General features: G+C 29.1%; 23 protein-coding genes and 2 tRNA genes. 11 read left to right on the plus strand and 14 right to left on the minus strand.

Annotation, left to right across the window (positions count from 1 at the left end):
- Positions 1–11: 11 nt before the first annotated feature.
- Positions 12–905: an ROK family protein gene (locus tag C7N41_RS02705; RefSeq protein ID WP_105964205.1), complete on the minus strand. Its 894-nt coding sequence runs from the start codon at positions 903–905 to the stop codon at positions 12–14.
- A gap of 191 nt (positions 906–1,096) precedes the next feature.
- Between C7N41_RS02705 and C7N41_RS02710 the strand changes: the two genes are divergently transcribed.
- Positions 1,097–1,993: an ROK family protein gene (locus C7N41_RS02710; protein WP_105964206.1), complete on the plus strand. Its 897-nt coding sequence runs from the start codon at positions 1,097–1,099 to the stop codon at positions 1,991–1,993.
- Between the two features lie 59 nt (positions 1,994–2,052).
- Here the strand turns inward: C7N41_RS02710 and C7N41_RS02715 are convergent, their stop codons facing one another.
- The 6 genes from C7N41_RS02715 to rlmH form a co-directional block, all read right to left on the minus strand.
- Positions 2,053–2,970 (minus strand): HEPN domain-containing protein, encoded by a 918-nt coding sequence (locus tag C7N41_RS02715; protein WP_140936080.1) that lies wholly within the window; start codon positions 2,968–2,970, stop codon positions 2,053–2,055.
- Positions 2,971–3,628: 658 nt separating this feature from the next.
- Positions 3,629–6,043, minus strand: coding sequence for a lectin-like domain-containing protein (locus C7N41_RS02725; protein WP_105964209.1), 2,415 nt, complete (start codon positions 6,041–6,043; stop codon positions 3,629–3,631).
- 124 nt (positions 6,044–6,167) lie between these two features.
- Positions 6,168–7,067, minus strand: a complete 900-nt coding sequence (locus C7N41_RS02730; RefSeq protein ID WP_157944953.1) for a WxL protein peptidoglycan domain-containing protein — start codon at positions 7,065–7,067, stop codon at positions 6,168–6,170.
- Positions 7,068–7,364: 297 nt separating this feature from the next.
- On the minus strand, positions 7,365–8,402 hold the full coding sequence (locus C7N41_RS02740) for a DUF3324 domain-containing protein (protein WP_105964212.1): 1,038 nt from the start codon (positions 8,400–8,402) through the stop codon (positions 7,365–7,367).
- Between the two features lie 116 nt (positions 8,403–8,518).
- Entirely contained in the window at positions 8,519–9,313 is a 795-nt protein-coding gene (locus C7N41_RS02745; RefSeq protein WP_105964213.1) for a hypothetical protein, read from the minus strand.
- A gap of 715 nt (positions 9,314–10,028) precedes the next feature.
- Positions 10,029–10,508 carry a 23S rRNA (pseudouridine(1915)-N(3))-methyltransferase RlmH gene (gene rlmH / locus C7N41_RS02750; RefSeq protein ID WP_105964214.1) on the minus strand — a complete coding sequence of 160 codons (480 nt, stop codon included), beginning with the start codon at positions 10,506–10,508 and terminating at the stop codon, positions 10,029–10,031.
- A gap of 532 nt (positions 10,509–11,040) precedes the next feature.
- Here rlmH and C7N41_RS02755 point away from each other — a divergent pair.
- The 3 genes from C7N41_RS02755 to C7N41_RS02765 all read left to right on the plus strand — a co-directional run bounded on the left by C7N41_RS02755 (position 11,041) and on the right by C7N41_RS02765 (position 13,609).
- On the plus strand, positions 11,041–12,486 hold the full coding sequence (locus C7N41_RS02755) for a catalase (protein WP_105964215.1): 1,446 nt from the start codon (positions 11,041–11,043) through the stop codon (positions 12,484–12,486).
- Between the two features lie 214 nt (positions 12,487–12,700).
- Positions 12,701–13,075, plus strand: coding sequence for an aggregation-promoting factor C-terminal-like domain-containing protein (locus tag C7N41_RS02760; RefSeq protein WP_225362847.1), 375 nt, complete (start codon positions 12,701–12,703; stop codon positions 13,073–13,075).
- A 102-nt stretch (positions 13,076–13,177) separates the two neighbouring features.
- Positions 13,178–13,609, plus strand: coding sequence for an ACT domain-containing protein (locus C7N41_RS02765; protein WP_105964441.1), 432 nt, complete (start codon positions 13,178–13,180; stop codon positions 13,607–13,609).
- A 36-nt stretch (positions 13,610–13,645) separates the two neighbouring features.
- Here the strand turns inward: C7N41_RS02765 and C7N41_RS02770 are convergent, their stop codons facing one another.
- Positions 13,646–14,338 carry a GPP34 family phosphoprotein gene (locus C7N41_RS02770; RefSeq protein WP_105964217.1) on the minus strand — a complete coding sequence of 231 codons (693 nt, stop codon included), beginning with the start codon at positions 14,336–14,338 and terminating at the stop codon, positions 13,646–13,648.
- A gap of 67 nt (positions 14,339–14,405) precedes the next feature.
- Positions 14,406–15,095, minus strand: a complete 690-nt coding sequence (locus C7N41_RS02775; protein ID WP_105964442.1) for a glycerophosphodiester phosphodiesterase family protein — start codon at positions 15,093–15,095, stop codon at positions 14,406–14,408.
- Positions 15,096–15,217: 122 nt separating this feature from the next.
- Here C7N41_RS02775 and C7N41_RS02780 point away from each other — a divergent pair, with 122 nt between their 5' ends.
- The 4 genes from C7N41_RS02780 to C7N41_RS02795 all read left to right on the plus strand — a co-directional run bounded on the left by C7N41_RS02780 (position 15,218) and on the right by C7N41_RS02795 (position 17,523).
- Complete coding sequence (locus tag C7N41_RS02780; protein WP_105964218.1) at positions 15,218–15,709, plus strand: hypothetical protein; 492 nt, start codon at positions 15,218–15,220, stop codon at positions 15,707–15,709.
- 17 nt (positions 15,710–15,726) lie between these two features.
- On the plus strand, positions 15,727–16,008 hold the full coding sequence (locus tag C7N41_RS02785; RefSeq protein WP_105964219.1) for an ArsR/SmtB family transcription factor: 282 nt from the start codon (positions 15,727–15,729) through the stop codon (positions 16,006–16,008).
- Positions 16,009–16,095: 87 nt separating this feature from the next.
- Positions 16,096–16,995 (plus strand): metal ABC transporter solute-binding protein, Zn/Mn family, encoded by a 900-nt coding sequence (locus C7N41_RS02790; protein WP_105964220.1) that lies wholly within the window; start codon positions 16,096–16,098, stop codon positions 16,993–16,995.
- Between the two features lie 72 nt (positions 16,996–17,067).
- Entirely contained in the window at positions 17,068–17,523 is a 456-nt protein-coding gene (locus C7N41_RS02795) for a hypothetical protein (protein ID WP_105964221.1), read from the plus strand.
- Positions 17,524–17,563: 40 nt separating this feature from the next.
- Here C7N41_RS02795 and C7N41_RS02800 read toward each other — a convergent pair whose 3' ends face one another.
- From C7N41_RS02800 to C7N41_RS02815, 4 genes are all read right to left on the minus strand, one after another.
- Positions 17,564–18,514: a Ppx/GppA family phosphatase gene (locus C7N41_RS02800; protein WP_105964222.1), complete on the minus strand. Its 951-nt coding sequence runs from the start codon at positions 18,512–18,514 to the stop codon at positions 17,564–17,566.
- A gap of 2 nt (positions 18,515–18,516) precedes the next feature.
- Complete coding sequence (locus C7N41_RS02805) at positions 18,517–20,652, minus strand: RNA degradosome polyphosphate kinase (RefSeq protein WP_105964223.1); 2,136 nt, start codon at positions 20,650–20,652, stop codon at positions 18,517–18,519.
- Entirely contained in the window at positions 20,649–22,187 is a 1,539-nt protein-coding gene (locus C7N41_RS02810; protein ID WP_105964224.1) for a Ppx/GppA phosphatase family protein, read from the minus strand. The genes C7N41_RS02805 and C7N41_RS02810 overlap by 4 nt, the downstream gene beginning before the upstream one ends.
- Before the next feature lie 111 nt (positions 22,188–22,298).
- Positions 22,299–22,664, minus strand: coding sequence for a nuclear transport factor 2 family protein (locus C7N41_RS02815; protein ID WP_105964225.1), 366 nt, complete (start codon positions 22,662–22,664; stop codon positions 22,299–22,301).
- A gap of 179 nt (positions 22,665–22,843) precedes the next feature.
- Between C7N41_RS02815 and C7N41_RS02820 the strand changes: the two genes are divergently transcribed.
- The 3 genes from C7N41_RS02820 to C7N41_RS02830 all read left to right on the plus strand — a co-directional run bounded on the left by C7N41_RS02820 (position 22,844) and on the right by C7N41_RS02830 (position 23,906).
- A complete protein-coding gene (locus tag C7N41_RS02820) occupies positions 22,844–23,593 on the plus strand; it encodes an SGNH/GDSL hydrolase family protein (protein WP_105964226.1) in 750 nt (249 codons plus the stop codon).
- Positions 23,594–23,721: 128 nt separating this feature from the next.
- Positions 23,722–23,793, plus strand: a tRNA-Asn gene (locus tag C7N41_RS02825).
- Positions 23,794–23,834: 41 nt separating this feature from the next.
- Positions 23,835–23,906 (plus strand) — tRNA-Asn (locus C7N41_RS02830).
- A 49-nt stretch (positions 23,907–23,955) separates the two neighbouring features.
- Here the strand turns inward: C7N41_RS02830 and C7N41_RS02835 are convergent.
- Positions 23,956–25,227, minus strand: a complete 1,272-nt coding sequence (locus C7N41_RS02835) for a GH25 family lysozyme (protein WP_140925727.1) — start codon at positions 25,225–25,227, stop codon at positions 23,956–23,958.
- Between the last annotated feature and the right edge of the window lies 1 nt (position 25,228).

Below are 25,228 nucleotides of genomic sequence, written 5' to 3' on the forward strand. Positions count from 1 at the left end.
ATTCACCTCAATTAGATTTTAACAATATTTTCCTTATAATACTGTTTTAATGCAAGTGAAAAGTTCCCGACGGTTGCAGAACCATTATGTGGAACTTGAGGCATTTGAATATATTCCTTCAAATCACCTACTGAAAGGTAATTATTAAATATTGCTTTAAAATGTTTTCTAACCATATCTAAGAATGGCTCACTTACAACTCCACCACCAAAAATAATTCTTTCTGGTCTTACAAATAAAGTGGCTTGAACGGCTGCTTGAGCGACATAATAAGCAACATAATCCCATGAAGGATCAGTTAATGGAACATCCTTACCATTTTTACCAGTTCTAGCGTTGAAAGTAGGTCCTGAGGCCATCCCTTCAAGACAATCACCATGATATGGGCAAATGCCATTGAAATGTTCATCGCCTTTAGCACGTTTCAATCTGACATGTCCTGCTTCTGGATGTCCTAGATAACCTAAAAAATGTCCATTATCAACAATTCCAGCACCCACTCCAGTTCCAATAGTGTAATAAACGAGTGAATGGATGGGTTTGTGATTATTAATCGAGGTAATGTATTCACCATAAGCAGATCCATTCACGTCGGTTGTCCAATACATTGGAATATCAAAATATTTTTTCATCGTACCTAAGAAATTAGTATTAGACCAATGCTTCTTAGGTGTGTCAGTAATATATCCATATTTAGGATTATCAATTCTGACTTCAATTGGCCCAAATGATGCAATCCCAATTGCTTTAATGTCATCAAACTTTTTAAAATATTCTACACATTTTCCAATTGTTTCTTCTGGAGTAGTAGTAGGAATATGAATACTATCTTTAATGTTGTAATTTTCATCACCAATCGCACACACAAATTTAGTGCCACCAGCTTCAATACTACCGAATAACATTAAAATCACCTCGTTAATCACAATTAATTATTCAAATTTATTTTTAGTCCATAGCGATTGCTACAAGTTAAAGATAGCACTTTTTGTAATCGCTTACAATAAAAATCAACTAAAATGTTGTAAACGGTTTCATAAAGTGGTATTTTTTAGTTGTTCATAGTATTTATGTAAATATGAAAAGAGGGATTCCTATGTTGCTAGGAAGCATTGAATTACGTGATCATAACGTTACTTGTGCGGTTAGTGATAACCAAATCAATATTAAAGATAAAGTCGAATTTCCATTGTCTACTCCTAATGAGACCTTCAAAAATATTATTAATTATTTTAAAAAAATTCCAGATGTTAAAGCGATCGGCATATCATCTTTTGGGCCATTAGAATTAAGGTCATATTCTGCTAAATATGGTTATATTACCGATTCTTCTAGACCTAATTGGTCGAATGTTAATCTTTTAGGGACTTTAAAGCATTACTTAAAAGTGCCAATGGCATTTACTACCGATGTTAATAGTACTGCTTATGGTGAATATATCGCATCTATTTTAAATAACAAACCAGTAATGTCTTTAGTTTACATTACGATTAGTAAAGGTGTTGGTGCTGGAATTGTAAATGATGGTGAATTAGTTGGCTACAAAGGCAGCCCTGAAATTGGTCATATTTACCCTAAACGTCATCCTAAAGATCAAACGTTTAAAGGAACTTGTCCTTATCAAGGTGACTGTTTAGAGGGCTTAGTTGCTGAACCTGCTTTTCAAGCTCGTTTTAATAAAAGTTATCAAGAGGTTTCAATGTTTAATCCTATTTGGGACATTGTCGCTTATTACATTGCTCAAGCAGCTATTCAATCTACCCTCTTAATTCGTCCACAAAAAATCATTATTGGTGGCGATATTGTTAATAAAATTGAAATTGAAAAAATTAGAAATGAATTTAAAAAGCTCATGAATGACTATATTAAAGTTGATGGAAATCTTGATGATTATATTACTTTACCATCCAACTCTAGTAAAAAATTATCAATCGTTGGAAATACTTCATTGGCTAAAAAAGCTTATTATGCAAATGATGATGTGTATGCATAGAAAAATTTAGATAATAAAAATGCTCTGAATGAATCAGAGCATTTTTTGTAAACTATTATCTAAAATAATAGCTCACTTTGTAAATTATTATTAAATAATAATTCTTCTTGTATAATATCTTTTGGTATTTTTATTTTTTTTAACATCCAAATTCTAATAATAAATTGAGAGATAATTAATATCATATATCTATCTTCAAGTGAAACATAATCAGATTTATATTCTAAAGAACTATGAGAACTCCCATTTCTTGCTTTCCATAATAAATTACATAAAGAATATTTATCATTAAATCTAGACCTATTCAATATTTGTTGAACAATTTCATCATCAAAACTGTTTAGTATTACTAAGACTTTCATATCAAATGTTTTATTTTTCTTTTTAGATTTTTCTAATTTTGAATTTTCTGTTTTTAAAAGAACATTTAATTTATCATCTAAAAAATGCTTAGCTATCATATCTAGACCAGAAAAAGCGCCAGAAAGTTGTTGATCAATAGTTCCAATTTCAGGAGATACTATTGAAATATCATATATAGGTTTTAGCTCATCTACATTATTAATCCATTCAAATAGTGAATTTATTATAATATCAATAAATTCGCTATTTCTTATATTTCTTTTAAGCTCAAAAAAGAAATCTTGTTTTTTAACTTTCTTTATAGGTGTTCTAGAAAGTTTCAAAACATTATAATTATCATTAAAATATAAAAAAGATTTGAGTACTTGCTGCATATAAGAAGATATTAATGAAAAATAAGTAGATAAAATATTTTCATATTTATTAACATCAGACAAGTTAATGTTATCTTTTTTTAAATTAATATAGCTTGATAGTTGATAACCAATTATATTATTTAATAAACTATGCTTATTAACATAAATACATTTATTGTTTAAAGAAATATTTATATTATCTTCATTTTTACGTGATGAATTTAAATCCTTGATATTATTAATTTGATTTATGTTCAAATCGCCATTAATAAATTGACTAAAATTTGATAAATAAATTGAACAAGAATTAAAATTTATATCATTGTTTATAAACATATTACCCATATATATATTTCGATTTGCAATTATATACTTTACTTAAACCAGCTATCCCGTCAATACTAAAATAGTTCTTATAAAGAGATATGTGGCTTACATAAAATTTATTGTTATTAATATGTATAAAGCCTTTACCATAAATAAAATCAATACGTTCAGAATTTATTAGAAAATCATCGGTAATTGAATCATTAGTTATTAAATTTATACCATTATTATCGTAATTCAAAAAACCATCAATGTTTAAATTATTTTTATCTATTCCCCATTTACCAACAATTTTAAAGTTGTCATATGAATTTATACAATTTAAATCCAATTGAATCATCTCTTTCATAAATATTAAAATATTTTATAATATATTAAATTATATTTAAGCATTATCTAAACTAGCAGATTCTTTAAGGAATTTAATACACATTCATTTTTAAAGTTTTAATAATTTAATCACTTATGATAAGGACTATCTTAACCTTTTTAGATGAGGTTTTATGTAAAAATTATCCCATTAATGTTTACACATAATAAAATAGTTGATCATTTATATAAATGATCAACTATTTTTATTATAACGTTTCTAAGGAGTTCCATTATCTTTAATGCTCCAATTTAATTCTGCATTATAACTAGTTGTTCCTTTTTGTATACTATAATTATGTTCATTAAAATTAGTATTATTACCTAATTTTAATTCATTTTGATTATCCCAATTTATATTAGAAACAGTATCATTATCATCATCATTAGTTATATTATTATTAAATATGTCTATAGGTTCACTATTTGGATTCAAAATATTATCATTATTATTTTTAAAATAATGTAAAATAAATGGAGATTCTTTAGAGCCAATTTCATTTACCGAGTTATTACTTATCGGTATCTGGGATAAATACACGCTATAGGGAATTTTATATCTCCGTGAATCGTAAATTTGAGCCATATTATAAACTTTATTTTTATTAACGCTATAATAATTATTTTGTCTTTCTATTTTTGAAGGAGAAAGTAATGTATTTATATAAAAACTATCCTTTATCCCATAATCAATATCGTTTATATAATTAAAGGATAAATTTCCGTTATCAAAATTATAGTTTTCTTTTTGACCAATATAGTAATCGCTTCCATCCATAAACGTAGGAGTAGATGAAAATGATGTTGGATTTTTATTATCTAATTTTATTGTGGCTGTAATATTAACATCATTATTCACACTAATAGATGGTAAGTTGTAAATAGTAACAAGTTTTCTTTTACTATCATTAGAATTTTTATTCAAATAATTTCCTATAGAATTGCTATATTCATAATTATCACTAATTTTGTAGTAAGGTGAACTATTAGTAGCATTAGATGATATTTGTTTATTATTAACTGATATATCAGCTTGATTTCCATTTAAACTAGGAACCCAAAAACTATAAGTGCCACTATTACTTGTTTTAGAACCATCAACAATATTTTTTAAATTTGTACTATACTTAATAGAATTATAACTAGATACATCGGACAGATTATCCGATTTCAATGAATCATTTTTATTAACATTAGTCATCTTATTATCCACTAATATTCTATTATTAATTGGCGGGAGTGTTTTATTAACATATACATTAGCTACACTTGAGCGACTAGCATTATTTCCCTCAATACTATTTCCATAAAAATTACTTCCACTAGCAACAACTATGTTACTTCTTGGATTAGAAATATTTTTATTAGAATTAATTATTGTTCTTATTCCAACAGATGATGGTTGCACATCACTATTGGAATTAATATCAATAGGTGGAATATCTTCATAAGTAGCATCAATATTATTCCGATTATCTAATGAAGTCATTCCTTTATCAGATAAATTATCATCAACCACCTTAACATTAGTCCAATCATTTCCAATTCCATCAATAGTCTTATAATTATAAATACTTACTTTATAGAGTATAACATCACCAACATTAGTGTTTTTAACAGATGCTGAAAAATATTCTGAGGGAACTAAAGATACAAGCATGTTTGATAAATCTGCATCAGAGGATGATGAATTAGGATTATATATACAATCTATTAATTCCTTTTTTGTTAATTCTGATTGATTAGAATTGTCTATATTGTATTTTATTTGTTTCTTCTTATCATCTGATAAATTTGATATATCCAAAGCCAGTTTAGTTATACCAGGGTCTCCCGTAACTGCGGTATCAGCAATAGCAGAAATCATCGTATACAATCCCGTTGAACCTGTAAATCCCCACCATACATATGGGTTATTATTGTTAGCCCCTAATATCTGGTTGATATCAATCACATGAGATTGATGAATACTACTGTCATCAATCTGAACATCAGCTTTTGCTGTCCCATCACTATTTGGTGTCCAATTATAAATAAATTTATGCCATTTAGGAAGTAAAATTCCAGGCCAGTCTGATAAAGGATGTGCATCGTAATGATTTTGACTAAATCCATAATTACCATATAAACTACCTCGAGTTAGACCATTAATACCAGTAGAATCTGTTGTAGTAAATGCAGTATGTTGACCTGTTATTGAATTGCCAAATTTATCTTGTAATCCGTTATCACTATAGTCCCCATTGTAATAGGGATCAAACTCATATGAAAAATCATTTTTTATATAATCACCATCATAATAGTTATTACTTCTCACATCACCGTAAGCACCCATGGACTCCCCATTAGTACCAATCGCATTACTTTTAATAGGATTACCATTACTATCAGTAATCTGTTTCCTATCATCATTTTGCAATGAGAATGTTATACCATCAGCAACATTACTTAAATCTGGCGCTGTAATGTAAGCATAGAACTTAATTGTAAAAGGTTTAGTAACATTAACCTTATTCTTCCACCACATTGCCTGTTTAGTTCTTTGTGATCCATCAGTGATAATTTGAACATTATTATATTTATCGTATATTTGTTTAGGAACATTGGATCCAATGACATTAAAATTACCTTGCATTGATGGACCACCCGAAGGTGGTGCTGGAATTTGTGTATCTGCGTGAATACTAATATTGCATTTTAAACAAAGGATTATCAACAACATAAAAAATAATAATAGTTTCTTAAAACATCTCAAAATATCATCTCCGAACAATAATCATCAATATAAGCAGTATAGCAGTAGATATAAAAAAGATTAAAAACTTATAATGAATAAAAGAATTCCCATTAAATTCTTTATTTAAATTTAATTTATGATTCACAGTTACGGAAATATTTTTTAATAGTACATTTTTATTATTACTTTGTAAAATTAGGTAAAAACTACTTTTAGGCGCAATATTAATATCTGAAAAGGATTTCTTTAATATATCATTATTAGTTTTTAAATCAATCTGCAAGTGTCTATACAAAATACTATTTGGATTTTTAATTTGTATCATGTATCCATGATTTTGGTCAGAGTAGAAATAATTTCCAATAGATAATTTTTGTAAATTAGACTCTAAATTAATTTCATTGAAAGAAATTCCATTAATATAACTAACCTCATTCTTTATTGATTTTTTATTGCCAACATCATAAAAGGTTGTAATCACACCTCCAAGCTTAGATCCATAAAATAAATTGCTTTTGGTGTAAAAATTATACCTTATAACTTTTTGAGTAAAGGGTTTTAATGTATTAAATTTTAAATTCTTACCTATTAAACCTGACAATAACATGTCATTATTATGACTTAGATTATTATAAACTATATTACCATTATCAGCTGTACTTGCATTTTTTATAATAGATCTAAAAAACAATTGTTTATTGGTATTATTTGTCACCAATAGTGAAATATTATAATGCTTATTGGGTTCAACAGATAAATTAAAATAACGGCTATTTTTTATAATCGGAAGTCCACTTAACATTGGTCTAACTGATACATTATTTTTTTGTTTAGCATAGATACCAATACTAAAATAAAGTATACAAAAAAATATTATAAAAAAGATGATAATATTAATTTTTATAAACCATGACTTCGTCATTATCATAGCCCCCTATTTTTTACCTTATTAATAAGTATTTTTAACAGTAAAATTAAAATAATTATCAACAAAATAATTATTATTGTTTTACAAATAACTATTATTGGAGGAAAAAAGTCATTTAAATTAGGTTCAATCCTAACCATTGGTTGAGGCTTATTTGTCTTAATAATAATTCTAGACTTTCTACCATCATAATAATCTGCAAAAACATTAATTGATAAATTATCAAAAATTAAAATGATTGTTAATAAAATAATCGAAAATTTCAATTTAAACATTTATATCATCTTAAAATTAATCCTTATCTTCCAAAGTTTTATGTTTTTTATGTTGTCTATATATGATGTACACCAATAAAAGTATCAAAATTAATAATATTATTATTATTATTAACCACCACCATATTTTTTTAGCATTATATTCAAGTGCCTGTTCAAAACTTACATTAAAATCTTTATCTATCTTCCAATGATTATTATTACCATCTTTTGCATCAATATGAATATGATAAGTTCCGGGAATCATTAAATTACTATTTACATAATTATCATAAGTAAAATTAGAATTAGGTGCTAAACTCATACCGGTCTCTTTTGCACTACTTAAAATGTGAGAAGAATCACCTTTTCTATAAATCTTATTACTCATAGTCATATTAGTAGATGTTGTTGGTTGCTCATTGTAAAGATGACTATAGATAATACCATTCCTATTTTGTTGCTTAAAACCAACTTTACCCAAAGTTAGTTTAGGTACAACTTTTATATTCCGATCTCTTAAATATACTGGCATTGCAACAGCAAATTTATTGGTAATACTTGCACCATTTTGTTTATAATATGCCTCGTCTAATTTAGGCTTAACATATAAAGATCCAAGTATAATACCTTCATAATGTTTTTTAGGTATACGAACTTGAACTTTCACAGTAGTGGCTTTATTTGGTTGTAAAGTAACACGATATTTCTTTTTGATGCTTAAGTCAGAAAACTTATATTTAAGACTATGGTCTTTAGGAAATCTCTTTGTATTATCAAAACTAATCGCCCCACCATTAGTGGTATATGCAGTAGTTGGATAAACAATCATGTCTTGTTTTTCATTGGATAAATTTATCAAACTTAAATCCAAATCCTGCACATCTCCAGGCTTAGTGTCTACAAAAAAAATTCCATTTTTCATTATTTGGTTATTAGGATATATAGGTTTCAATGCTAGCGCAGGCGCATTGGTAGCATAAACATTTGATTGATTAAAAAATAAAGTTAGTGAAGAAAACAATAGCAATGAGAAAATTAAAAATAAAAAATTTTTCTTTGATAACTTGTTCATAAAAATAGCTCTCCATTGAATATGTATTAAAACGGATATAAATTATATCCATTTTGAGATAATAAAAAGTCTAACATCTAGACTGTAAGACTATCTAATAGCCACCCAGTTGGAGTTTATTGACCTGGAGTTTGTTGACCTGAAGTTTGTTGAGCTTTACTAGTATCAGTTGGTGTTCCAGGTGTTGGATCTGGTGTTGATCCAGCTCCTAGTGACCAATAAACTGGGGCATTGTAAGTACCTACTTTTAGATTGCCTGGCATATCAAGAGTGGCTTGACTACTATTGCTTGCATAATCTAATGTTGTTTCACCCTTATTTTTTCCGGGACTTGATTGCATTACAGTCTTCGCATTAGAATTACCATCATCGCTTCCCTTTAAACTTACGGGGTTTGTTTGAATAATGTTATTTTGGTTATTCTTAGAATTTGTATTATTTAAGTTTAAAGTCCAGTCACTAGCATTTGCTTTATTGTCAGTATATCCTGCGTCAGGCGAAGTAAATTTACCAAGAGAAGCATTCAAAGTCCAATTGTTATTATTACCATTTCTACTATCGGAAACTGCAATCTGACCATTACTTGCACCATTACCAAATAAGTTAGCTCTCATTGCACTACTATTATCAGTTTGAATACCAAAGTCAAAATCAGGTACTGCTTCTAAAACTAAATAACCATTTACAACTTTAACAGTTGCCTTAGAAGTCTTTTTAGCGTAATCAGTTGAACTATTTTTACTATTACTAGGATCAATAGGACTTCCGTTATTATAAACACTAGTATCTGGAACTGAACCATTAGTACTGTGAGAATCGGCATGAGCCATCACATTACTTGTTGATAAACCTAATCCCAATAAAGTAGAAAACAAGACACCGCATGAAACTATTTTTCTTTTCTTCAACATATAAATACACTCCTTATATAATTAATCTAGATTATATTATAATAATTTTTTCATAAAAAAACAATTAAGATATATTAAAAATCATATCCTTTTTAAGTAAAATGTTCAACTACTCTTTTTATTTATAAGAATACAATGCTAATTATTTCTACTAGAGAGAAAATAAAAGTTATAGCATATTAAAATTTATAATTTACCTGTATATATTTATTTAAAGTGGGATTAATCTAAACAGTATCTATAATAATTTTTGTACATTAAAAGATAATTTTTTCTTTTGCAATAATAATTATAGAAAATAATATCATAGATATTATTAATTACAAAAGGACAAATTTAATAGATTATTAACTAGAACGTTTTCCCTTTTTACTCCCGAAGTATATTATTAATATATTTTAAAAACATTAGAACCAGAGGAAACTTATACTAAAAAAATTAAGATAAACATAAAATGCGCCATTTAATAAACATACTCTCCTTAACTTTGATATTTTATTTTAAGAGGGTATGATTCTCAACCATATATTATTTACACAATTTTATATACTTTAGTATTCTAGGTTATAGACAATTTAGCTAATACAGAAAATAAGTTGCAAAATACAAAATATTCTAATTATATATAGATATAGACTATTTTGTATTTGTTTAATATAACAAATCATTTACAAAAAATAACAATAACAAAATTCAGTTATTAACAATATAAAAATCACTTATGGTATATTCTACCCTCATTAATCATAAATGCACGATATACCTGTTCAGTTAAAACTAGACGCATTAATTGATGGGGCAAAGTAAATTTACCAAATGAGATTTGTGTATCTGCCCTTTTTAAGACTTTAGGTGATAACCCTAATGATCCACCAATAACAAAAGTAATATCTGAATTACCATATGTAGTTAGTTTGTCTAATTCTTTCGCAAATTCTTCCGAAGTTCTTTCTTTACCTAAGATGGCTAAAGCATATACATATTCACGATCCGAAATCTTAGATAAAATTCTCTGGCCTTCTTTTTCCATCACATTGTCCATTTGAGCTTGGCTAAGCGACTCTGGAGCTTTCTCATCTGGAACTTCAATAATCCGAAATTTACAAAAACGAGATAAACGCTTGGCATATTCGGAAATTCCCGCTTTAAAGTACTTTTCTTTTAATTTTCCTACTACAACTAACTTAATATTCATTTGTGAAATTATCCTTTCTAAAATAATAAATACTATATTTTGTGTTTAATTTTGAAAGCAAACACTACCAATATGATTTTGAAAATGTCAATGTTTTCCACAAAGTTATCCACAAGCAGTGGATACTTTGTTTTTTGTGTAACAGCTATAAAACGCCTACAAATAAGCAATTATATCACCAATATTTTACGTGTAACTTTTTTATCCACAGAGTTATCCACAGGCTAGTGGATAAAATAACATTTTAATTTTCAATATCTATAAATCGCTTTTAAATCAATGTTTATAAGCATATATGTATAAAAATCAACAAATAATGATTTTCGTGAAACAATTACAAATTATATTGTGAAAAATAGCAATTTAAGATTTCACAAATTTTATATCAATAAATAAATTTAATGTTCGTTAATATTATTCAACTAATATTTATTATATCAATTTTAATAATAATTTTTAAGGCCATTTATTTGTGCCTAAGCAAAATTTATACAATAATATATTTGATGTTTGTAATTAAGGAGGAACATTTATGACTGATAAATTAACTACTGATGAAGGTCAACCATGGGCAGACAACAATCATTCTTTGACTGCTGGTAACCGTGGCCCTGTTTTATTACAAGACTATCAACTAATTGAAAAATTAGCTCACTTTAACCGCGAACGTATTCCTGAACGTGTTGTCCACGCCAAGGGTGCTGGTGCTAAAGGAGTCTTCAAATTAACTCGTGATATGAGTGAATACACGAAAGCCGACTTGTTCAATGGCAAAGGTAAGGAAACTCCAATGACAATTAGATTTTCTGAAGTTGCCGGTGAATTAGGTTATCCTGACACCCTTCGTGATGTTCGTGGATTCTCAATGAAATTCTATACTAAAGATGGTAACTACGATATTGTAGGTAATAATACACCTGTCTTTTTCGTAAATGATCCATTAAAGTTCCCAGATTTCATTCATTCGCAAAAACGTGATCCTGCTACTCATCTAAGATCACAAGATATGCAATGGGATTTCTGGGCACACTCCCCTGAATCACTTCATCAAGTAACATACTTAATGGGTGATCGTGGTAATCCAGCTAGCTATGCTAATATGAATGGTTATGGTTCTCATACATTCAAATGGGTCAATGCTGATGGCAAACCTTGCTGGGTCAAATATCATTTCATCTCAGAACAAGGTGTTAAAAACATGACTGATGCACAAGCGCAAAAAGTGGCATCAGAAAATACTGATTACTTAATTCAAGATTTGTATGATCGAATTAAAAAAGGTGACTATCCAAAATGGAAAGTTTGTGTTCAAATTATCCCTTATGAAGAAGGTTTGAACTACAAATATGATATTTTTGATGTCACTAAGACCGTTTCACATAAGGATTATCCATTACAAGAAATTGGTGAATTTACTTTAAACAAAAATCCTGCTAATTACTTTGATGATGTTGAAGAAGCAGCCTTTTCACCTGCTAACCTGGTTCCTGGAATTGAACCATCAATGGATAAATTACTACAAGGTCGTTTATTCGCATACAAAGATGCTGAAAGATATCGTTTAGGTGCTAACTATGAAAAGTTACCTATCAACCGTCCTAAGAATGAAGTTCATAACTATGCTCGTGATGGCTTCATGGCACAAGGACAAAACGGTGACGTTAATTATGAACCTAATGGTGAAAACGGTCCTACAGAAGATCCACATGCAAAAATTCATTCATATAAGGTCGATGGTGAAGCTGGTCATTACAAGACTTATGACGCTGATCCATATTCACAAGTTGGGGCTTTATACAATGTATATTCCGATGATGAAAAAGATCGTCTAATCGAAACTCTTAAGAACACCTTAGGTACTATTAAGAGCCATGAAAATAAAGTGCTAGAAACTCGCATGTTCTACAAAGCTGACCATGATTATGGAACTCGTGTTGCTAAGGCTTTAGGTTTAGATATGGATGAAATCACTAAATAAATAAAGTTTTTTAAGATTGCCCTATTGGCAATCTTTTTTTATACATATATAGGATAATATTGTACACAATATGTCAGGCTTGTAATATTAAATAATATAAATGTAATTATCTAATAACGTTGCTGATACATTCTCCATGTATAGTTATAAATATAAATTAAACGAACGAACTCAATAAAACGAATTAATTTAATACAAGGAGAAATGTTATATTTTGAATAGTCTTAAAAAATCAATCATTAAATACACAGTAATCGCGTTAGGTACATTTGCTTTATTATTTGCATTTAACCTATCAACTAACAATCAAAACAATGCTCAAGCTGCTACCAACTGGCAAACAGTTGCTGAAAGAGGTTTATCAAAATCACAAGTTGCTGCTAGACGTTGGGTTTCATTCCACGAATCCACTAACAGATACTATGCAAGAAATGGTAGTTGTTATGGTAAGTTCCAATTAAGTATTGGTTACTTACATGGTGATTATTCACATAAAAACCAAGAATTAACTGCTAACCGTTACGTTAAGAACCGTTATGGTACATGGACAAATGCTAAGCACTTCTGGCAAACACACCATTGGTACTAAAATAAAATATTACTAAAAAGCTCACCATCTGTTTAGATGATGAGCTTTTTTTTAAATAGTGATAAAATAGTTTTAACAAATAAAGAATTTGAGGTGTTCAATATCAACAATTATTATGTAGTTGATAAATCACTACTACCAGAAGCTTTTAGTCGTGTTATTGAGGCACGAAAATTACTAAATAATGGTGAAGTAAAAAATGTTAGTGATGCCGTCAAAAAAGTAGGCATTAGTCGTGCCAGTTATTATAAATATAAAGATTTCGTATATGAAGCGGAAAATAATAGACAGCGTAAAGCAGTCATTTCCTTTTTGTTAAATCACAAAAGTGGCATCTTATCTGAAGTTTTAAACGGAATTTCCAAAACAGATGCTAATATCTTAACCATTAATCAAAACATTCCAATCAATAATATGGCTAATGTTGTTATTTCACTAGACATTAATCATATGAATATTTCAGTAGAAGCAATGATGGATAAAATAAGACAGATTAAAGATACCAGTAAAGTTAGACTGATTACTATAGAATAAAAAAGAGAACTCCAAAAATGGACTTCTCTTTTTTATTTAGATAATTGTTTGTGACTTAGTATTATATGAAGCTGGTGATTCCTTAGCAACTAAATTGGAAACTTTTTGCATATGATCACCAAAATCACGAATTAATTCCTGAATTTGTAAATATTCATCGTGTGCTTCTAAACGATTCATTCTTTTGATAATTGCACGACGTTCACGATTACGAAAACATAATTTCAGTTGACGACTTACATTCAATATTTCAGTTAAACAAAAAACATTAACTGACATGGGTGCAGTTCCTAACATCTGACTAGAAATATGATCGATAATTTCTTGATTAGTTTGATGTTTAGGTACAAAAGTTCTTACTTTGTGTAGTAATCCTTTTTTCTTTTCAACTACGTGTCCATATTCAGCAAATTGTTCGCCTAATGCCATATAGGTATGTTTCATAACATCTATATTCTGCAATAGTTTAGCGATAACTGTATCAACATCAGAATCCTTATTTCTTTCAATTAAATCCATAAATGAATTTAAAAAGTACAATTGATGTGGCAAATTATTAGAAATCTTTATTTTATTATCCGCACCGATACTAATAACATCTGCAGCTGCTAAATCTATTAAACAGCTATCGACTAGGTATGCACGTGAGCGAATATTTTTTAACATTACTCTACTATCTTTTGATTTACTAGTAATCAAAAAATACATTTCAGCAGTTGTAAGTGCCATGATGTAGCCTCCGTGAAAAGAATAGCAATATTTTACCACTTAAACATAAGTTTTGCAGTAATATTTGCTAACTTTGTATTTCATTTTTTATTTTATTAGCACGCTCAAAATCGTTGGTAAATATTCCCTTTATCTTTTTATTAAATAAGAATCGCAAACGTAGTCTATGATTAACGGTAAATATTGATTCTTGATTTTCAATATTTTCCTGAAAGAATTTTAAATGCAGTGCATCTAGATGATACTTTTGCATAAACATTTGTGGATTTTTAATTTTTCTTACTGATAAAAAGCAATATTTCTGATTACTATCAATTTTTTGGGCAATTTTTATAGAATCCATATTAAAGGATGAATAAATGACTGGATGACATAAATGATATTCATTCATCATTTTAATCACGATATTTTCAATTCCACGATAATGAATTTTATTAGTTTTGAATTCTAAATTTAAATAAATGTCTTTATTTTCAACTAAATCTAATAGTTCACTTAAAGTCGGAATAGGTTCATAGTTATCTAAAGAAAATTGGCGAAGCTCATCTAAAGTGTAATCTTTAACAAAGCCACGACCATCGGTTGTTCGGTTAATTTTTTCATCGTGAATAATCACTGGAACATTATCCTTCGTTAGATGTACATCAAACTCAATGCCATCAATATGGTGATTAATGGCATAACGAAATCCTTGTATTGAATTTTCTGGATATTCAGCCGGAAAACCACGATGTCCGAATATTAAAGTCTTCAAGATAACCACCTCCCCTATAAAAATTCATTTACTGTTAATGATAAATCTATTTGAGAATTTTGCAAATAATCAATTTATTAAAATGTTATAATATTGTTAATAATAAGTTTATTAGGAGGATGCCTATGATTTATGCAATTATCAGTTTTATCGCTGGATACATAATGTTTGTTTTTTGTTTGTTCCAAGGCGTTTTAGATATGTCCGCCCAAATAAATGAAATTCATAAAGCTGAAAATTCATCTAAAAAATTTAAAGCTATTAGAACCGGACTATGGATGATTCCACCATTAAAAATTATGCTTGAAAGAAATCGCTTAAGAAATATTCTTAAAAGTAGTGGTAATTCAAAAGAAGATGCCGAACGTTTTAAAAGATTCTATAATATTTCTAACCAATCTACTGCCTGGGCATACATTTCATTTGCTTGTATGTTAGAAGCAATTGTTTCTATTAAAACTGTGTTTGATGCTTTTGGATGGCATTTAACTTTACCATTGTTCAGTGTATTATCTTTAATAGTAATAATCGCCGGTTATGCACAAGTTATGTATCGTGCTTCAGATGATCGCGAAGAAAAATTAAGTGCTAAAATTAACCGACTAGGTAAGCAATAATTCAATTGGAGGCCATAATGAATATTAATGAACAAAAACTACATATGATTACTAAGGCTCTAGATAATTCAACAAGAATTAAAATGTTATATTATCTAGCTGAAAATAATAGTAGTAATGTTTCAAATCTTATTAATGTTTTTAATATCTCTCAACCTAATATTTCTCGACATTTGAAAATATTAGCGGATGCTAACTTAGTTTTTAGTACTAAAGATGGTAAAGAAAGAATCTATCAATTAAGTGATAAGCATGTTTACCAATTATTATTAACTTTAAAAACGCATATTAATGATTAAATCTTATTAATTGACATATATCTCTTTTTGTTATATAAATGTATTTAATATATAACAAAGAGATATTTGTATTTTATGGAGGAATTTATGAATAAATTCAAAAAGATGAGTATATTTTTAATTATTAGTAGTGTTTTATTAATTCTTACTGGATGCTCAGGCAAAACCAATAACCCTAAAAAAAGTATTAATGTAACTACTTCATTAAACTTTTATGGTGAGGTTGCCAAAGATGTATTAGGCAACCATGGCTCAGTTACATCAATCATCAATAGTCCTAATGTTGATCCTCACGATTTTGAACCTAAGAGTAGTGATGCCAGAAATGTATCTAAAACTAACATAATGGTATCAAATGGTTTAGGTTATGATAGCTGGGCTGAAAATCTAACTAGCAACAATAAGAACATTAAAAATATTAACGTTGGCCAATTAATGGATAAAGCAAGTGGTGATAACCCGCATATCTGGTATAACATTGATACTATGAAAAAATTAGCATATGAATTGGCTGATCAATTTGGTAAATTACAGCCACAAAATAAAAAAGCATTTGAACAAAACGCTAAAAATTATGTTAGCAAATTACAACCAGTTGAAAATAAAATCAATAGTATCAAGAAGCATAAGATTAATAAACCAGTTGCTGTTTCAGAACCTGTCTTTGATTACTCATTAGACAAATTAGGTTACTCCATCGCAAATAAAAACTTTGAAGAAGCCATCGAAAAAGGTAATGATCCTGCTCCTGCCGACATTCGTCAATTGCAAAATGATATTAAAAATCATAAGCTAGCCTTCTTTGTAGTAAATAAACAAGTTAATAGTAAAATTGTCACTAACTTAGCTAATTTAGCTAAAGAAAATAACCTACCTATTGTCTATGTTACTGAAACTAAACCAGAAAATATGGATAATTATATTAAATGGATGGATAGCCAATACGACCAAGTATTGAAAATTCAAAAAAATAACGGTTTGAAGTAAACAGCTTAAAATATTAGTATATAATATAGGTATATTAATATAAGATATTTTAAGTTAAGAGGTTCGAACAATATGGCAATTGCGTTAGTTAAAGAAATGTTCAATGAATTTAATGATCCCGACTTAACCTATATTGAATCCAGAGATGGTAATACAGAGTGGTTTAAGTTATCTTTTCTAGCTGATGATAAATATCACACATATAAAGATGGAAAAAGACAATTTATTGAAAAATATAATGATGAACTAAATGATGTTATGAGCAATTTCCTAAATAAATATCAAAAAGAATTTGAATCATCATTTATTGATGAAAACGAATTTGAAGTATTAGATCGCACTAAAGAAATTGCAAAGGATTTAAAAGAAACCCTTGATAAAGAATTCTTAATTCCAGATGGGATTGTGCTATTTAGTATTGATTTAGTAGGTAGCTGGCAAGCATTTAAGAGTTCTGGTAAATCTGATTTGGAAAAACGTTTTTACCAAAACATTTCTGAACATGTTAAAGAACAGCATGAAAAATAAAAAAAAGAAGCAACTTTAAAAGTTGCTTCTTTTTTGTTTACTATTTTTGTTGAATTTTGCCAGAACTTCTCAAGTTATCTAAATGTTCATAAAGAACTCCATATCTCAAGCCTTGTTTGCCAAAAATCATTCGATCAGAATTTAATCTTCTCATCATTTCCATAGCTGGACAAAGACCACCAACAATAATGTCAGCACGTTCTTTAGAAACTCCTGGAACCAACTTGCGTTCTTCCAAATTATCATTTAATAGCATTAAGAAAATATCTTTGGCTTCACGATTAGATAAATGAAAACCATGAATATCATCCCAATGTTTACGATCTTTATCACGACGACGTTTGATCTTAGCTAAAGTACGATTGGAACCACCTAAACCAATAATTGGTAAATTAGTTCCACGTGATAACCACCAGATATCATTAAAAATCTCATTTAAATAATCTAATGTTTTGAACATTTGCCCAGCAGTTGGAATGTCGGGATCAATATTGCCTTCTGATAGTGTTACAGACCCAAATGGCAAACTAATCATATTCACAGCTTGTCTATTTTGAATTAATACTAATTCAGTACTAGCACCACCAGTATCCATGATGATTCCATTTACCACTGGCAAGGAGTTAATCACACCTAAATAATCATAGTATGCTTCTGTTGTTCCTGGAATTACCTCCAAATCAATATCAGTTTTAGATTTTACTTCTTCTAAAAACTCTTTTTGATTTTTTGCCATTCTAGTAGCAGCAGTCGCCATTGCTCTTAAATGGACATTTTCTAAATTTTCAAAATCTTCTTTAAATGATTTCAAAGTTTTAATGGTTCGATCAATTGCTGGTTGTTTTAAAATCATTTCAGAGCCCATGTTTTCAGAAAGTCTGACTGGTTCTTTTCTTTCGATAACGTTCTTAAATGAACCATCTTCTTTGATTTCTGTAACAGCTAAACGGACTGAATTAGAGCCTAAATCAATTACTGCTAAATGTTGCAAAATTAACGCTTCCTTTCGTTAGGCTTACGCATTGGGGTAAACTTTGTTTTTTGTTGATTAGTATGTTTCTTAGGGAATAATTGCTTAAACAAATTATCTGATATTTTTTTACGATTATCAATCATATACTTTTGCGAATTCAAAGGTTTCTTATCATTTCTAACGTGGGTCCAAGTATCATCAGAATGTAACTGTCTAGCTTTAACGTTATCATTCCATAGAATTTTATAAATATTGATCAAATGTTTTCTAATATCATCATTTAAAACCGGGAACATTAATTCTACTCGACGACTTAAATTGCGATTCATTAAATCGGCACTTGATAGGAATACTTTTTCATCCCCATCAGCATAGAAATAATAGAAACGGCGATGTTCTAATAATTGTCCAACGATTGAATGGACCGTAATATTGTCAGAGACTCCTGGAATACCCACTCGTAAATTACAAATCCCTCTTACAATTAAGTGGATTTCAACTCCAGCAGCACTAGCCTCGTACAACTTTTCAATCATTTGCGTATCAGATAAGGAATTCATTTGCATTTGAATTAATCCTTTTTTACCCATTTTAACGTTTTCAATTTCCTTATCAGTCATATGCATTAAGTAATTACGAATCCCATCAGGTGAAATCGATAAATCATTGAAATATGGTGGTTGAGAAAAACCAGATAGCATATTAAAGATGTTGGTAGCATCAACACCAATTTGTTGGTTACAAGTTAATACTCCCATATCAGTATAAAGCTTAGCAGTAACATCATTATAGTTACCGGTTCCCATATGCATGTAACGTTTAATCCCATTTTCTTCTTGTCTAACGACCATGGCCAACTTACAATGTACCTTCAAACCAACTAATCCGTAAATTACATGACAACCTACTCGTTCTAGTTCATCAGCCCAATGTAGGTTGTTAGCTTCGTCAAAACGTGCTTTCAATTCCACTAACACGGTAACTTGTTTACCATTTTGGGCGGCTTCTTTAAGTGCTTTAATAATTGGTGATTTAGCAGAAACACGGTAAATAGTCATCTTAATAGCCAATGTTTGCTTATCATGGGCTGCTTGACTAATAAAATCCATAACTGGTTGAAAAGAATCATAAGGATGACTAACAAAAATATCATTCTTAGATATAGCTTCAAACATAGTTTGATTGCGTAAGACTTTAGGCATATATGGTGTGAATTTTTCAAATAATAAATCTTTATGACCGTTAACTTGTTTGATTAATTTGTTAACACAATTTAAATCAATTGGCCCATCAACTACATATAAACCTTCCTTATCGATATTATATTCACTTAGTAATAAATCTAAAATTTGATGACTCATACCAGCTTCAACTTCCAAACGCATTACTGGTCCAAATTCACGTTTTCTTAGATCATGCTTAATTTCTTTCATTAAATCAGATGTATCTTCATCGGCTTCAACATCCATATCACGAGTAATTCTAAAACAAGCCATATCATGAGCTCGATAGCCAACAAAAAGTTCATTGATAAAGTATTTAATAACTTCTTCTAATAAAATAAAATCATTTTCTGCTCCTGGAAGTTTAATAACTCTTGGACAAGCATCTGGAACTTGGACGGTCGCAAATGATTCATCTTTTGCATCATCGTTTTTAGTAATCATTAATCCAATATTCAAAGTATTATTCGCTAAGAAAGGAAATGGCCTGGATGAATCAACAGCCAATGGCGTTAAAACTGGATAAAGATTCTGATGAAAGTATTCATCTAAAAAGTTTCTCTGACGTTGAGTAACCTGACTCATTTTTACAATATTAATATTTTCACGTGATAACTTAGGCAATAGCTCATTGAAAAGAATGGAATATTGATTTCTAACTAATTCATGCACTTTATGTGAAATGCCACTTAATTGTTCGGCAGCAGTAAGGCCTGCCGAATCAGTCCCCTCATAACCTACAGAAATTAGTTTATGCAAAGAAGCAACTCTAATATTAAAGAATTCATCAAGGTTACTTTGGGTTATCCCAAGAAATCTCAATCTTTCCAATAATGGATTAGTAGGATCATTAGCTTCTTCAAGAACTCGTTTATCAAAATCAACCCAACTTAATTCACGACTATTAAAGTATTCTGGTTTGTTGAAACTCATTGTCTAATCTCTCCTTTTAAAATAGGTTTGATGCCAAATACAGATTCAAAGAAAGCCCCTTTTCGTTTTAAGTTAAGGTTTTCTAACGTTAATTCATCATCAGTAGTTACATAAATAATTAATTTAGTTGGATCATCTAAATTAATATCAATTGTTCTAATTTTTTGTAATCGACTAGCATCTAGTGAATCGGCAATTCTTAAAATGGCTGCTAGCTTAATAACGACCATTCGATCTGAAATGCTGAGCTTATCTAACATTTTAAATATCGATGAAGTTGCTGAATGACTGTGATATCTGGAAATCATTGCAACCATTATTAATTCAATGTTAGATAAACCTAGTATTTCTGAATTTTTAATTACATATTCAGAATGTGCATAATGATTATAACTATTTACAAAGTTTCCTACATCATCAACAATTGTTGAAACTTGCAATAATAGTCTTTGACGATCATCTAAGCCATGAATATCTTCCAAACTATCAAAAAGTTTTAATGCAAATTTTTCAACCATTGCTTGATGCGTAGGTTCAACGTTATATTGTTTGGCCATATTTCTAGCAGAAACTAAAGTTTGATTATTCAACATTTGTTGAATATTATTTTCCTGTTTATCTTCAATCAATTCACAGGTTAAACCATCAATAAACTTCAAGCTCGATAACCATATTTTCTTAACTGATAATCGATCTAATAATTCATGAATAATCGTAACTAATGGAACAACTTGTGATAGATCATTTTCATCTATCTTATAACGACGTGTTAATTCTTGATTATTTACTCGACGCATCTTGTGATATAAGACATCAAAATCATTCATTGTTAATTTATCAGTATCTTTATGAGTTCCGAAAAGTAATTTTAGAATCGTTACTGATGAACCTAATAAAATAACATTTTTGGTTGATGCAATATTGGGTAGTAATCTAACGAATTCTAGTAATTGACTATCAATATAATCATGAAGAACTTCATTAAAGTTAGCAATATCTGGTTTAACATCACTCATTGCCTCATAAACTCTTAAAGGTCCTAAGTTTAATGTTTTTGAGTACATAAATTCACCATTTTTATAACCCATTAGTTCAATATTTCCTGAACTAATATCAATCAATAATGTATTATCTTTAACGATTTTCTTAAAATCTTTTAGATAAAAATTAGTGGCTAAATTACGATATAAAGATTCTTGGCTTTGACTAATCCAATTAATTTCAAATTTGGTTCGCTTTTGTAATTGATCACGAACAAATTCAGAATTACGTGCTTCATGGAATGCATTAGTTGCAAAGAATTGATAATCGGATACTCGATAATCAAGTAATAAATTTTTTACAACTTCTAATGAAGAAACAATTTCATTAACTGTGTCTCCAGCAATAAATCGGTCAGAGAAAACATCTTCTCCTAAGTCGATGTCATAGTGAGCGTTCTCAATTAATGATGCATGATTGATATCAACAATTTGCACATAAATATTTTGCGATCCCATCACAATTACTGCTGAAAAATTATATTCATTTGGCATCTATAAGCCTCCTGTTATTATAAAATGTACAATACATTTTATCATATTATTTTTATAAATATATAAAAAATAGATTAGGCTCACTTAAAAGCCTAATCTATCAATAATTAATTAAAATAATGGATTCCTACTAGCTGTTTTTACAGCTTCAACATTTTTTTCAATAATATCCCAATGTTCAGCTAATTTATTGTTTTCTAAACGGTAAACGTCACAAACTTTATTAATATGACCATTATTTAATGTACATTTGAAAAATACATAAACATAATCATGATCAGCGCTAATATTAATAATATCAATCTTAGGATCCAACTTTAAAAAGAACTTAATAAATTCCATAAATCCAGATTTACCATTTTTCACTTCAGGACTATGTTGAATGTAATTATCTTGCATTAAGTTATCTAAATTAGATAAATCTCCATTCATAAAAACTTCATCATAAAATTTTTGTACTACTTGTTTGTTATTCATTAAAAAGCTCTCCTTTACATTAGTATTACTTAAATAACATAACTGAAAAAAATAATTTATGTAAGTAAAAATATTTTTCATTATTATTAAGGTTCTGTTACAGCAATTGCTATTGGTTAATAATGCCGTTATGATAAATCTAATTATTAAGACATCGAGTATTAGTAAAGGAGTTAAATATGAAAAACGGATTCATTAAAACAGCTATTTTTACATTTGCTAGTGCAATATTATATAAACTTTCCAAAAAAAGTATGCAACTAAGAAAAGCTAACAAAGAAATCTATATGCCATCAAAAGAATTCTTTGTTGATAGTAATATTAATGGCAAAAAGATGGTTTTTCTGGGATCATCAATAACTCATGGACTAGCTTCTAAAGGAAAATCATTCGTTGATTTCTTAAATGTTGAACACGGCGTTAATACTATCAAAGAAGCCGTTAGTGGTACTACTTTAGCTGGTGAAGAAGAATCATCATATGTTTCAAGAATGAAAAATAATCTAAACACTGATGAAAATATTGATTTATTTGCTTGTCAATTATCTACTAATGATCAACGCAAGAAAAAACCAATTGGAAAAATTAGTGATTCATATGATTTAGAAGACTTCGATATTAATACAACAATTGGTGCAATTGAATACATCATCGAATATGTTCAAAAGAATTGGGATTGCCCTACTGTATTTTATACTTGCTTAAGAAAACCTGATCCTGGTTATGAATTACTACGTAATAAACTATTCGAATTACAAAAGAAATGGCATTTCGCAATCATTGATGTTTGGAACAATAAAGAAATTAAAAAGATGAATCATAATAATCCATACTTCATGGCTGATGATGCACATCCTACATGTGCTGGATATCGCTATGGGTGGACTCCACTTTTTGTGAAAAATCTAGATCAAATGTTTGCACTATAAAAAGGAAATGATAATATATCGTTTCCTTTTTATTTTTTATTAAAAAATAATTAAAAAACGCTTGCATTTAAATTAAAATATAGTAATATATTATCCAAGGAGATAAATAACCATCTCCTAAAAATAATTGCTCCATGGTTCAATGGTAGAACGGCGCACTGTTAATGCGAAGGTTGCTGGTTCGAGTCCAGCTGGAGCAGTTGGAGATATTATTTCTCTATTTTTCATAAATCTAATTTATTGCTCCATGGTTCAATGGTAGAACAGCGCACTGTTAATGCGAAGGTTGCTGGTTCGAGTCCAGCTGGAGCAGTTATAAAAAAAGAAAGGCTAGTCATTTTAGACTAGCCTTTCTTTTTATTTTATTCAAACACGGATTGATAAGTCCATCCCATTGTTTTACCTTCATATTGAACAAGGTAATAATGAGTATTCCAACCAACTTTCTTAGCTTCTCCAATGATCTTAACTTTCTTACCAGCCAAGTCTTGGACATTACCTAATGATTTATTATCAGCAAAATGACTACCTTTGACGTGTTCATTAAATTCGCCAGTAACATCTGCTTTAATTGTTTTTTCTTCGTTAGCACTCTTATAATCAATGTAATTTTCTACAGAATTAGATTTAATCCAACCCATGCTCTTACCATGACGAGTTACACGATAATAAACATCACCATTTTTAGTAACTCCCTTTTTGTTAGCAAAAAGAGTAGCTGCTTTATAATCTTTAACTAAATGTAGTCGTTTTCTAGACTTATAAGTTGTATCTTCACCTAAATGATTATAAAAGTTAAAGTTAGCATTATCTTTAACCGTAAGTTTTAAATTACTATTATAATATTTAACGCTACCTTGAGTTTTTACAGGTCTACTTTTTTTTTGGCTATCTGGAACTAATGTGTTTGTTGATTTGCTACTCGCACTATTATCTTTATTAGAAACTGGTAGTTCAACATTTCCAATGAACCAATCCTTACCTTTACCTAGTAAACTTGCATCAATCTTTTTACCTAATGCACTTGAATAGTGACGATCAGTATATTGCCACATTACACTTTTTAGTGAAGGTTTCTTACTTTGATATGCAGCAACCCAGTATCCATCATAATATTTCAATGCCTTAGCTGCATGTTGCAACATAAAGTGTTGATAGGAATAGAACAGAATCTTTTTACTACCAACTAATGGACGTAATGCTTGTACCCAAGCCTTAGTAGCATTATTAGAACTACCATGTTTTACTGAAGCCATTTCATAATCATTAACATAAAATTTAGCATTAGGTGCTAATTTATATAGGTGCTTAGCTTCACTTTTAGCAGCGCCTGCACTTGAATATCTACTAAATGAGTAAACACCATAAGGTAATCCGTACTTTTCTAATAGCTTACGATTGTTGTTAAAAGTTTTATCTCGGTATGAACTACCATATTGAACTCTTAAAATCACAAATGGAACTTCATGTTTTAATTTTTTCACTTTTTTAGCAGTGAAATTACCTTGCCATTCGGATAGATCATAAACTCGATTACTACTTGCATTTGCTTTATGTGTATTAGCAAAACCTACACAAAATAACAATGCAAATAAAGTTGCCAACATTAGAAATATTGACCTCTTTTTAATCAAT

It is taken from the genome of Apilactobacillus micheneri, from assembly GCF_002993975.1.
Taxonomy (GTDB): Bacteria; Bacillota; Bacilli; order Lactobacillales; family Lactobacillaceae; genus Apilactobacillus; species Apilactobacillus micheneri.